Below are 12,159 nucleotides of genomic sequence, written 5' to 3' on the forward strand. Positions count from 1 at the left end.
TACCAACTAAAAATGGTTTGCTAAAATATCATGAAAACCGGGGAGCCAAAAAATATTAAATCAGGTTGTTTTTTTGAAAAATTGGTGTATTTTTAATTACAATCTCAGCTACAACTGGATGAGTTTCGAAAGTACAGGCGGCAACGTTGTCCAAAGAAAATCAGATTTCCGTTCTCAAAGCAATTATAATACTTCGAGGCATAAAAGTTCAGTATCTGAAGGTTGGGTATTTAGAAGAAGCCGTTTAACCGATGATGATCTGGAACTTTTCAGGCAAAACATACTTCGGGAACACAAAAAAAAGCATTACAGGGTTTTGGCTACCACTGCGATTTTATTCCTTTTGATCGGGATTTTACTTTATTTCCTCCTTTCCTGAAAATTACCGCCGATATTTAGCAGTAAGCTCAAAAACATTTCGAAGGATCTCTTTGTCCTCATCATTAAGGGGAATACCTCTTCTGCCCATTACAATTTCAGCGGTTTCAAAGACTTTTTTCAGATCATAAACAGAAGTTCCCTTGCTTCCACCCCAACTGAAACTGGGAATAAAATTTCGTGGGAAACCGCTTCCAAATATATTAGCACTAACTCCTGCCACTGTGCCTGTATTAAACATGGTATTGATCGCGCATTTACTATGGTCTCCCATCATCAATCCGCAGAATTGAAGGCCGGTTTTTGCGAAATTTTCGGTATTATAGTTCCATAATCTTACTTCGGCATAGTTATTCTTCAAATTTGAAGTATTCGTATCGGCGCCTATGTTGCACCATTCGCCCAGTACAGAATTTCCCAGGAAACCTTCGTGGCCTTTATTCGAATTTTCAAAAAGAACCGAATTATTGATCTCTCCGCCGGCTTTACAATAGGGGCCAACGGTAGTGGGACCATAAATTTTGGCTCCTAATTTAACTATAGCACCTTCACCAAGCGCAAAAGGTCCGCGAATAAGCGAGCCTTCCATAATGTTAGCATTTTTCCCTATATAAATAGGCCCCGAAGAAGCATTTAATGAACAGTTTTCCACGCTGGCACCTTCCTCGATAAAAATCTGCTCTTTATTTTTAATAAAATTGGAAGGATCTACAGCTTGAGATTCCCGCCCTTTCGTCAGCAGCTCAAAATCACGCTCTATTTCTTCTCCATTTTTAGAGAAAATATCCCAGGTATTCGAAATTTGCAGAATTTCACCTTCGAATTTTATTTCCTGATAATTAGAAATATCTTCTTCTGATTTTTGAGAAAAAGCGATTAAAACTTCTCCTGCCACAAGTTTTTGGCCGGTTTTTAGCGAATTTATCCTTTCAACAAGCTTTTCTTCAGGAAAAACAGAAGCATTGATAAAGATATTCTGAGATTCCAGCTTTAAAGGCCATTTATGGCTAAGGTATTCTTCAGTTTTAGTAGATGTTTTTGCCTGTAACCATTTTTCCCATTTTCCCCTGATACTTAGAATTCCCAACCTGAGGTCAGCCACAGGTCTAGTAAAAGTAAAGGGAAGAAGATTATTTCTCGCTTCGCCGTCAAAGAGAATATAATTCATTTACCTTGAAATTTTAGCCCAAAATTAAAAGTTCCTGATTAACTAAAAAGGGATTCAGAAATAATTAAGAATAAAAAAAGCCGCTTTACAGCGGCTCCTTATATATTTTCGCGTAGAAAAATTACTTTTTCTTGAATTTCGCGTACTTGTTCTTGAATTTATCAATTCTACCCGCACTGTCAACAAGTTTTGTCTGACCTGTATAATAAGGGTGAGAAGTTCTGGAAATTTCCAGTTTTACCAACGGGTATTCTGTTCCGTCAACTTCAATAGTTTCTTTTGTCTTGGCTGTAGACTTTGTAATGAATACGTCTTCATTAGACATATCTTTAAAAGCTACAAGTCTATAATTTTCCGGATGGATTCCCTGCTTCATCGCTTTGATCTTTATAATTTTTCGAGGTGCAAATTTAATCAATAAATCCTGTTCTGCAAATACAAAAGTAAAAACTTTTAAATAGAATTAGCTTGTAACGTTTTATTATCTTTGAATACTAACTGCTACAATAACCAATCTTCTTTCAAACATGGAAAATTCTTCAAAAAAGATAGCAACAGCCTTCGGAGTGTACCTGGGGATATCGCTGGTGCTCATTACCGTTTTAGCTTATGTATTTAGCCTGGCCCTTTTAACCAAATGGTGGTTCGGCGTGATGATGCTTATTTTTATTATCACAATGTCAAGTTTCGCGGTAAGTAAAGCAAAAAAAGCTAGCTCTACCCTGTTTGGCTTTAAAAGTGCTTTCGGGGTATATTTTCTTACGGTTTTCATCGGAAGTTTTATAAGTCTCCTGTTTTCTATAATATTATTCAATTTCATAGATCCAGATGCAGCGCAGGAAATCACCAGGCTTACCATGGAATCGGCAAGAAAAATGATGGAAGGTTTTGGCGCACCAGAAAGTGAGATCAATAAACAAATGTTGGCAATGCAGGAAAATAGCAACTACGGTATTGGAAATCAACTTAAAGGTTATGCATACCAGCTAGCATTTTTTGCCGTTATTGGACTCATAGTCGCATTGATCTTTAGAGAAAAAGAAAAGACGAATCTATAAAAATGCAAATTTCGATTGTAATACCGCTACTTAACGAAGAACAATCTTTAACCGAATTATATAATTGGATCGCAAAGGTTTTGCGATCCAATTCATTTTCTTATGAGATCATTTTCATTGACGACGGAAGCACCGATAATTCATGGCAAACTATCGAAGCCCTGGCTGACCTTGATACAAATGTAAAAGGCATTAGATTTAACCGTAACTACGGAAAATCACAGGCGCTGCACGCCGGTTTTCTTAAAGCTGAAGGCGATGTAATAATTACCATGGACGCCGATCTCCAGGATAATCCTGATGAAATTCCCGATCTGTATAAAATGGTAGCAGAACAGGGTTATCAACTCGTGTCCGGCTGGAAGAAAAAAAGATATGATAATGTGCTTACCAAGAATATTCCATCCAGGATCTTTAATGCTGCAGCCCGAAAAACTTCCGGTGTGAAACTTCACGATTTCAACTGCGGTTTAAAAGCTTACCGCAGGGAAGTCATCAAGAATATTGATGTTTATGGTGAAATGCACCGCTATATCCCGGTGCTGGCAAAAAATGCCGGCTATTTAAATATTACCGAAAAGGAAGTAAAACACCAGGCTAGAAAATACGGAAAAACCAAATTCGGCATGAACCGTTTTATTTACGGATTTCTGGATCTTATTAGTATCTGGTTTTTATCAAAATTTGGCCGCAGACCCATGCACCTTTTTGGATCACTTGGAGTTCTTATGTTTATAATCGGATTTTTTGCTGCTGCCTGGATAGGATTTTGGAAACTTTATAAACTCTATCACGGTCTCCCAAATACACTTGTGGCTCTGAATCCCTGGTTTTATATTTCGCTCACGGTGATGATTATTGGTACGCAATTCTTTCTTGCCGGTTTTCTCGGGGAGTTGATCCTGCGTTCAAAGCGGGATAAAGAACGCTATCGTATTCAGAAAACCACCCCTAATTTATAAGTCCTTTCGCAGATAATCCTTATTTTTGCTAATTAGAAAAAAGAAAAAATATGGCGACAGTTAAACCAGAAATTCTTCAAAAAGCCAAAAGATGGCTCACCGATGCCTTTGATGCTGATACTAAAAAAGAAGTCAACAGACTTATCGAAGAAGATCCAAAAGAACTGGAAGAAAGTTTTTATAAAAATGCCGAATTTGGTACCGGTGGTATGCGTGGAGTTATGGGCGTTGGCACAAACCGCATCAATAAATATACGCTTGGTAAGAACACCCAGGGATTATCAGATTATCTGAAAAAATCTTTTCCCGGTAAAGATCTTAAAGTAGCTATCGCCTACGATTGCCGAAATAACAGCCAATCTCTGGCCAAAGTGGTTGCCGATGTTTTTTCAGCGAATGGTATAAAAGTTTTTCTTTTTTCAGAATTAAGGCCAACTCCCGAACTTTCTTTCGCGGTGAGGAAACTCCACTGTCAGTGTGGAATTGTTCTTACCGCCAGCCATAATCCGCCAGAATATAACGGTTACAAAGTTTATTGGGAAGATGGAGGCCAGCTCGTTCCGCCTCAGGATGAAGAACTGGTTGAAACAATTAACAATTTAGAATACGAAGCGATTAATTTTAACGCAAATTCTGAATTGATCCAAAAAATAGATACTGAAGTTGATATAGCATTTGCCGAAGCTTCTGTGAAAAACGGCAGTTTTGATACTTCTGCTGAAGCCCGGAAAAATATAAAAATCGTTTTTACTTCGCTCCACGGAACTTCGATCACCATGGTGCCGGAAGTGTTGGAAAAAGCCGGTTTTACCAATGTAAATCTGGTCGAAGAGCAAAAAGAGCCAAATGGTAATTTCCCCACGGTAAAATCACCGAATCCCGAAGAACCAGCTGCTCTAAAAATGGCGCTGGAACTCGCCGAAAAGAAAAAGGCAGATATCGTGATCGGCACCGATCCTGATTGTGACCGTCTTGGGGTAGCTGTGCGCAATAACAAGGGAGAAATGGTTTTATTGAATGGAAACCAGACCATGCTAATTATGACCTGGTTCCTACTGGAACAATGGAAAAAACAGGGAAAAATCAAAGGGAAAGAATTTATGGCATCCACCATAGTATCCACTCCCATGCTTCAAAAACTCGTGGAAGATTATGGCGTAAAATATATGGAGGTGCTAACCGGATTTAAATGGATCGCCAAACTTATTAAAGATCACCCGGCACTTGATTTCATTGGTGGTGGCGAAGAAAGCTTCGGCTATATGGTTGGTGATTTTGTAAGGGACAAAGACGCGGTAACCTCTACCCTTCTCGCCTGCGAAATCGCTGCCTCGATGAAAGCTGAAGGAAATTCCCTTTACAACAAACTTCTCGAACTCTATACAAAATACGGACTTTACAAAGAGGAACTTATTTCCCTTGTGAAAAAAGGAATTGAAGGTGAAAAGGAGATCAAACAAATGCTTATCGATCTAAGGGAGAACCCATGGAGCGAAGTTGACGGGGAAAAAGTAATTCGTGTGGAAGATTACAAATCTTCAAAATCGAAAAATTTAAGGGATAATTCCGAAAGTGATATAGATATTCCAAAATCCAATGTTCTTATTTATTATACTGAAGGAGGTACAAAAATCGCTGCCAGGCCCAGTGGAACCGAGCCTAAGATCAAATTTTATATCAGCGTGAACACAAGCCTCGATTCGGTAGAGAATTATGATAAAAAAGATCAGGAATTAGCTAAAAAGATCAGCCGCATCAGGAAAGAGCTCAATCTGGGCTAAGAGAAATTTAAATGACCTATTTTCGAAAAATACTCCAGTTCGCGAAACCGTACAGGATTTACGCGATACTAAATATTATTTGTAATATTCTTTACGCGATTTTTAGCACCTTGTCTTTTATCGCTTTAATTCCCGTAATAAAAGTCCTTTTTGATAAAACCGAAAGAGTAAATGAAAAACCGGTCTGGGACGGAATTGCACACGTAAAAGATTTTGCCGTTGACTATTTCAATTTTTATGTTACTCAAAGGGTAAATGAAAATGAACTTTCCGCATTAATTTTTATTTGCGGACTTGTAGTGCTTCTGTTTTTTCTGAAAAACCTGTTCGGTTATCTATCTTCTTTCTTTTTGGTATACCTTCAGAATGGAGTTTTGAGAGACTTAAGGGATGCCATGTATAAAAAGATCATGGAATTGCCTATTTCTTATTTTTCAGAAAAAAGAAAAGGAGATACCATTTCAAGGATCACTGCTGACGTGAATGAAGTACAAACTTCTTTCCTTTCAATTCTTGAATTAATGGTTAGGGAACCGCTCACCATAATATTTACCTTGATCGCAATGCTTTGGATGAGCACGAAGCTTACGCTTTTTGTACTTGTTTTCCTGCCAATTTCCGGTTTTCTGATTTCTTTAATAGGAAAACAACTGAAAAAACAATCTAACCTCGCACAGGTTGAAAATGGTCATTTTTTAAGCCTTGTGGAAGAAACCCTTTCCAGCCTTAAAATCGTTAAAGGATTTAATGCCGAAGGGAAATTCTATATGCGATTTCAGCAATCCACCCAAAGATTACATAATATTCTTAATTCTTTGCTTCACCGGCAAAACCTGGCTTCTCCAACTAGTGAGTTCCTGGGTATTTTTGTAATTGTTATCATACTTTGGTACGGCGGGAATATGGTGCTTGTGGAAAATTCTCTCGGAGCTGCGACCTTTATTACCTTCCTTGGCCTGGCTTATAATATTCTAACTCCGGCAAAACAAATTTCAAAGGCTTCCTATAGTGTAAAAAAAGGAAATGCCGCCGCTGAGCGGATTCTTCATATCTTGGAAACTCCTTCCAATTTAACCGACGCGCCTGATGCGGTTGAAAAAAATAATTTCGATAAAGAGATCAGTATTGAGAATATTGATTTCAGCTATGAAAAAGAGAAGGTATTAAAGAATTTCAGTGTAAAAATCCCCAAAGGGAAAACCCTTGCTCTGGTTGGGCAGTCGGGTTCCGGGAAATCGACCATTGCAAATTTAATAACCCGGTTTTATGATATTGATAGCGGAAGTATTAAAATTGATGACCTCGATATTCGCAAAATAAAAAAAGCTTCCCTACGTAATTTAATGGGACTGGTAACTCAGGATTCTATTCTTTTCAATGACACTATTCGCAATAATGTTGGACTGGGAAAAGATGAGGCGAGCGATGAGGAAATTATCGAAGCCTTAAAAATTGCCAATGCCTGGGAATTTGTTAAAGACTTACCTCAACAACTTGAAACGAACATTGGCGATAGCGGTAATAAATTGAGTGGCGGCCAAAAACAGCGCATATCTATTGCCCGTGCTGTTTTGAAAAATCCGCCAATCATGATCCTTGATGAAGCTACTTCTGCCCTGGACACCGAAAGTGAAAAGCTGGTACAAAAGGCACTGGAAAATATGATGAAAAATCGAACTTCGGTAGTCATAGCACATCGTTTATCTACTATACAGAATGCCGATAATATTGTGGTGATGCAGCGTGGCGAGATCGTGGAACAGGGAAAACACCAGGAACTTATCGCCCGGAACGGGACTTACCGAAAGCTGGTGGAAATGCAATCGTTCGATTAACTCACTTATATAAAATAAAAAATGGATGATAGTAGGTTTATATCATCCATTTTTATCTCAATTATTTCCACTTTGGGGCTGGTGGAAATAAAGTGATTCTTTCAATTTTTTTGGGGCAAAAAAAGATCAAATCATATTATTACCGTAAAGATAAAGGAAATTTCCAATAAAACAAGAAAAAAATGCTTTATACCATATTTATTTGCTTTTAATCGGCCTAAATAATCATGTTTGTAGGAATTTACTTCTTTTTTATTTTATAAAGCTTTGTTTTCTGTATTTTAAGTTTTCCCATAACTTTACTTCCCTAATACACCGTCTTTAATTGTGAAGAATCCCGAAGATCTTTTTGTAAGTCGCCTGCAGGACGATGCTACCTGCCAGGAAGCGTTCCGGGAACTTATAGAATTATATAAGGAACGCATGTACTGGCATATCAGGAATATTGTAAAAGATCATGATGATACCGATGATATTCTTCAAAATACTTTTTTGAAAATTTTCAGGAATATCAAACAATTTAAAGGAGACAGTAAGCTCTACAGTTGGATGTATCGTATTGCCACCAACGAGTCTATTACCTTTCTGAATAAAAAAGCCAGGCGCCAGAAGATCTCTTCCGAAGAACTTCAAAATCAAATATTAGATAACCTGGAAAGTGATGTGTATTTTGAAGGAGAGGAAATTCAGTTAAAATTACAGCGTGCCATTGCCACACTTCCCGATAAGCAACAACAGGTTTTCAATATGAAATATTTTGAAGAATTAAAATACCGGGAAATGGCTGAGATATTGAATACCAGTGAAGGAGCTTTAAAAGCCTCTTATCATATAGCAGCAAAAAAAATTGAAGAATTTTTAAAATCAAATTAAACCATCAGGAAAATTTATTGTCCAATAACCAAATGAGTACTAATAAATCTAAATATCCGCAAAAATCAGGCTTTAAAGTTCCAGATAATTATTTCGAGGAACTTGAAGACAAGCTTATGCTGAGAATTACTGAGGAAAATTCTGCGGAATTACCTTCAGTGAATTCGGGCTTCAAAGCTCCTGATGGATATTTTGAAAATCTCGAAGACCGTATTTTAGCCAGGCAAAATTCCAAAGGCAGGCTTATTTCGCTTTTCAAAAAGGAGAATTTGTACTACGCGGCCGCTGTAGCAGCGATCTTTGTTCTTATGTGGTTTTCCCCATTTGACAGAAATTCTGCCACAAATCAAATAACCTGGGACGATCTTGAAATCGCAACCATAGAAGATTATATCGTGGAAGGTTATGAAATGGGCTATATAGAGATGGATGCTTCTGAATTTTCGAATTATTTTCTTGAAAATGGAAAATTAGTGGATGATTCAGATTTTGAAAATGTCAGTTCTGATGCTGTAATTGATTATCTTGAAGAAAATGTTGATGATCCATCTGATATAATTCAATAATTATGAAAAAAGTAATTCTTTTTATTTCGGTTTTCGTTGGTCTTACCAATCTTTCTTTTGCTCAGGAGGATCCCGACCGGGAAGCCCACTGGGAAAGAATAAAGGCTCTTAAAGTTGCCTTTTTTACCCAGGAAATGAATTTTAGCGATAAAGTTGCTGAAAAATTCTGGCCCATTTATAATAAGTATGAAAAGGAACGGGGTGAACTTTTCAAACGGGAACATGCCGATATTAATGTGGAGTGTCTCAATGAAAATCAGGCAAATGAGTATTTATCAGAATTCCTTTCCGTAGAAAATGAAGAATATCGAATTAAAAAGCAGCTATTCAAAGACCTTAGGGAATTTATGTCGGCTAAGGAAATTCTGAAAATATATAAACTTGAAGATGAGTTTCATCGTAAACTTTTTAAAGAATACCGCTCAAAAAAAGGCGGTAAAAATAACAACAGCAGTGAGTAGTTTGCTATTCATGTTTTAGTTTTTTGGTTAGTTAGTAATTAGTTGATAGCCCGGCAAATTTGAATTTGTCGGGTTATTTTCTTTTAATGAAAATTTAATTTTGCCATTCTTCCCCTGCCTGCTGCATAGGCTGTGGAATCATTTAAAAACCTGATGGTGTAAAAACCTTCATCTGAAAGTTTTTTCCAGGTCACTCCGCCATCGTGAGAATAATCGATTCCTGAAAAACCAACGGCTACGATTTCTTTAGCATCAGAATCTGGCACATATCTAACACTGCTTTTGTATCCCGGCTCCTGCCCTTTTGCAACCAGTTTCCAGGTTTTTCCGCCATCACTTGTCATAGCCTTATTTGCTTCATTTGCCTCTGGATTTGTATAATCACCGCCTATGATAATTCCGCGATTCTCATCGTAGAAATCCATGCTATAACCTCCGGTAGTGGCTTCACCCTGGATAAGCGGCGTTTCAAATAACTTCCAGTTTTTACCTTTATCTGGCGAATAGAGGACTCTTGATTTTTTCCCTCCGGTGAGTATCCAGGTTTCATCCCCCTGAATGGCAATATTCGAATTGCTCGCTGCGAAAGCAGCCTCCCCTTCTGCCGCTTCAGGCAATTGGGAGCAGTCTAATTTTTGCCAGCTATTACCTCCATTTCGAGTTATAATAATAGAAATACAGTCATCGGTGGGATCTCCCATGGCAATTCCTTCCTTATTATTCCAAAAAGCCATGGCATCATAAAATACCTTTTCTCCCACTTCTTTATAAACCAGTTGCATCTGCCCATTGTCGCCCGTTTTATAAAGCAGGGCCGGATTTCCGGCACTCAACATGAAAAAATCTGTTCCCGTACTTGCCACCGCACGAAATTCGGGTAATGAGTCCTGGAATGTTTGAGTGCTTGTTTTTACCGTATCCCTTTGTGAGTTATATAAGCCGTAGGTGCCATGGTTTGCCGCAAAAACAAGGTTATTACCTATGATCTCAATAGCACGTATGCTTAGAGAATCTGTTTCTAAGATTGTTTGAACTTCTACCTTTTTAAATGAATTTCGCTCGGATTGTTCTTTGGTTACTTCTTTTTCTTCCGAAGAATTCTTGCAGGCAAAAACAATAAAAACCAGAAGGTAGATTAATTTTTTCATACGTTGAATTTACTTCAAATATAAAGGAATCACCTTCAAAAAAACGTAACTTTGCTGCCCTAAAATTATTTTATGCGATTACACCGTAACCTCGTTTTTGCTACTGTAGATGCTCTTTCGGAAATTTTCAACGAAGGAAATTATGCCGATAAGGTGATTGAAAAAACCCTCAAAAGAGATAAAAGATGGGGTGCAAGGGATCGCAGTTTTATTGCCGAAACAACCTATGATATTGTAAGATGGAAAAGACTTTATGCCGAAATTGCCGATGTAAAAGCTCCCTTTAAACGCGAAGATCTTTTCCGGATGTTTACGGTTTGGGCAGTTCTTAGAGGAATAAAACTACCAGATTGGCCACAATTTGCCGGCACCCCCGAAAGGCGCATCAAAGGAAGATTTGATGAGCTTAGTAAAATCAGGAAATTCAGGGAATCTATTCCTGATTGGTTAGACCTGCTTGGTGAAAAAGAACTGGGCGAGAAAACCTGGACAAAAGAAATTCATGCTTTAAACGAACTTGCTCCTGTGGTGATCAGGGCTAACAGGTTGAAAATCTCTCCTGAACAATTATCTGAAATTCTTAAAAAAGAAGAAATTGAAACCCAAAACCTGAAAAACTATCCTGATGCACTTGTTTTAAAAGAGCGTGCAAATATTTTCAAAACAAAAGCTTTCCAGGATGGTTTATTTGAAGTTCAGGATGCGAGTTCTCAAAGGGTTGCAGAATTCACTGGAGTGGAACCCGGAATGCGGGTTGTTGATGCCTGCGCCGGTGCAGGCGGAAAATCCCTTCATCTTGCTGCATTAATGGAAAACAAGGGCCAAATCATCGCCCTTGATATTTACGGCAACAAATTAAAAGAACTGAAACGCCGCGCCAAACGCGCGGGCGCTCATAATATTGAAACCCGAAGTATCGAAAACAATAAGGTCATCAAGAAATTGTATAATTCGGCTGATCGCGTATTGATCGATGCTCCCTGCAGCGGTTTAGGTGTGCTCAGCAGAAATCCCGATGCCAAATGGAAACTTCAGCCCGAATTTTTAGACAATATTCGACAGACCCAGCAGGAAATTCTTCAGCAATATTCAAAAATGTTGAAAAGAGGAGGGAAAATGGTCTATGCTACCTGTTCCATTCTTCCATCGGAAAACCAGAAACAGGTTGAATTCTTTTTAAATTCAGAAGATGGCAAAGATTTTCGTCTGGTTAAAGATGAAAAAATTCTTTCAAGCGATAGCGGGTATGATGGATTTTATATGGCACTTTTAGAAAAAAAGTAAAGGCACATTTATTTAACAGCAACCAGTTTTAGCGAATTATCGGCATCATGTAAAAATGTGCCGATAACTTCCTCATCATTTTCAAGATCAGCAGTCATTTCATCGCAGAGATCTTGGCAATTGATATCATATTCATTAAGCAGAGAATAGCGATTGTCGCCCTCTGCAATAACGAAATTGGTCCCGTTCCATTTTAGGTTAATATCAAATTCTTCATCAGTTTCTACAGCGTTTTTAGAAATAACCTTTACCAGTATATATTTTATAGAACTCGCATCCTGAGGCGGATTGTTAACTTTCTTTTTTCGAACCTGGAGCTCATATATGTATCCTGGCTGATAGTCAAATCCTTCTATTTCATCATAAAAATATTTCCAGTCCTCCCCACCTGTTTCATTCCCTTTCTGAACAAGCATAACCAAAACTGGGCTTTCGGCAAAAGCAGTTTGTTTATAATGATTTATACGCATCATTTCTGTTGCCCCCGAACCCTCAATGTCGCCTACAGCACAGGTTTGAGCCAAGAACAGCAGTAACATTCCTGCTATGGAGGAAATATTTAATTGGAATAAAAACATATTGGATTTTTACTTCTAAAAAGATACGAAATAACTACTTCCGATACATTTTTACTTTATTAAAATT

Annotated in this window: 13 protein-coding genes; 9 read left to right on the forward strand and 4 right to left on the reverse strand. The window is 38.0% G+C overall.

Annotation, left to right across the window (positions count from 1 at the left end):
• Positions 1–73 precede the first annotated feature (73 nt).
• The gene (locus C7S20_RS16180) at positions 74–379 is read left to right on the forward strand and encodes a hypothetical protein (RefSeq protein ID WP_159039961.1); all 306 of its coding nucleotides are present in this window, start codon (positions 74–76) and stop codon (positions 377–379) included.
• Positions 380–382: 3 nt separating this feature from the next.
• Here C7S20_RS16180 and C7S20_RS16185 read toward each other — a convergent pair whose 3' ends face one another.
• Positions 383–1,546: a GlmU family protein gene (locus C7S20_RS16185; RefSeq protein ID WP_107013450.1), complete on the reverse strand. Its 1,164-nt coding sequence runs from the start codon at positions 1,544–1,546 to the stop codon at positions 383–385.
• 121 nt (positions 1,547–1,667) lie between these two features.
• Entirely contained in the window at positions 1,668–1,922 is a 255-nt protein-coding gene (locus C7S20_RS16190) for a type B 50S ribosomal protein L31 (RefSeq protein ID WP_072552382.1), read from the reverse strand.
• A 151-nt stretch (positions 1,923–2,073) separates the two neighbouring features.
• On the opposite strand from C7S20_RS16190, the gene C7S20_RS16195 reads away from it, so the two are divergent.
• The 7 genes from C7S20_RS16195 (at position 2,074) to C7S20_RS16225 (ending at position 9,082) form a co-directional block, all read left to right on the forward strand.
• Positions 2,074–2,604 carry a DUF4199 domain-containing protein gene (locus C7S20_RS16195; RefSeq protein ID WP_107013451.1) on the forward strand — a complete coding sequence of 177 codons (531 nt, stop codon included), beginning with the start codon at positions 2,074–2,076 and terminating at the stop codon, positions 2,602–2,604.
• A 2-nt stretch (positions 2,605–2,606) separates the two neighbouring features.
• On the forward strand, positions 2,607–3,566 hold the full coding sequence (locus C7S20_RS16200) for a glycosyltransferase family 2 protein (protein ID WP_107013452.1): 960 nt from the start codon (positions 2,607–2,609) through the stop codon (positions 3,564–3,566).
• Between the two features lie 50 nt (positions 3,567–3,616).
• Positions 3,617–5,347, forward strand: coding sequence for a phospho-sugar mutase (locus C7S20_RS16205; RefSeq protein WP_107013453.1), 1,731 nt, complete (start codon positions 3,617–3,619; stop codon positions 5,345–5,347).
• A gap of 11 nt (positions 5,348–5,358) precedes the next feature.
• On the forward strand, positions 5,359–7,182 hold the full coding sequence (locus tag C7S20_RS16210) for an ABC transporter ATP-binding protein (RefSeq protein ID WP_107013454.1): 1,824 nt from the start codon (positions 5,359–5,361) through the stop codon (positions 7,180–7,182).
• Positions 7,183–7,509: 327 nt separating this feature from the next.
• Complete coding sequence (locus tag C7S20_RS16215) at positions 7,510–8,055, forward strand: RNA polymerase sigma factor (RefSeq protein WP_107013455.1); 546 nt, start codon at positions 7,510–7,512, stop codon at positions 8,053–8,055.
• Positions 8,056–8,087: 32 nt separating this feature from the next.
• Positions 8,088–8,621 carry a hypothetical protein gene (locus C7S20_RS16220; RefSeq protein ID WP_107013456.1) on the forward strand — a complete coding sequence of 178 codons (534 nt, stop codon included), beginning with the start codon at positions 8,088–8,090 and terminating at the stop codon, positions 8,619–8,621.
• Between the two features lie 2 nt (positions 8,622–8,623).
• A complete protein-coding gene (locus C7S20_RS16225) occupies positions 8,624–9,082 on the forward strand; it encodes an isoprenoid biosynthesis enzyme family protein (RefSeq protein ID WP_107013457.1) in 459 nt (152 codons plus the stop codon).
• Positions 9,083–9,165: 83 nt separating this feature from the next.
• On the opposite strand, the gene C7S20_RS16230 is transcribed toward C7S20_RS16225, so the two are convergent.
• Positions 9,166–10,230, reverse strand: a complete 1,065-nt coding sequence (locus C7S20_RS16230; RefSeq protein WP_107013458.1) for a WD40/YVTN/BNR-like repeat-containing protein — start codon at positions 10,228–10,230, stop codon at positions 9,166–9,168.
• Positions 10,231–10,302: 72 nt separating this feature from the next.
• On the opposite strand from C7S20_RS16230, the gene C7S20_RS16235 reads away from it, so the two are divergent.
• Complete coding sequence (locus C7S20_RS16235; protein WP_107013459.1) at positions 10,303–11,514, forward strand: RsmB/NOP family class I SAM-dependent RNA methyltransferase; 1,212 nt, start codon at positions 10,303–10,305, stop codon at positions 11,512–11,514.
• Between the two features lie 8 nt (positions 11,515–11,522).
• Here C7S20_RS16235 and C7S20_RS16240 read toward each other — a convergent pair whose 3' ends face one another.
• Entirely contained in the window at positions 11,523–12,092 is a 570-nt protein-coding gene (locus tag C7S20_RS16240; protein ID WP_227009036.1) for a DUF4377 domain-containing protein, read from the reverse strand.
• Positions 12,093–12,159 lie beyond the last annotated feature (67 nt).

The organism is Christiangramia fulva, assembly GCF_003024155.1.
GTDB classification, from domain to species: Bacteria; Bacteroidota; Bacteroidia; order Flavobacteriales; family Flavobacteriaceae; genus Christiangramia; species Christiangramia fulva.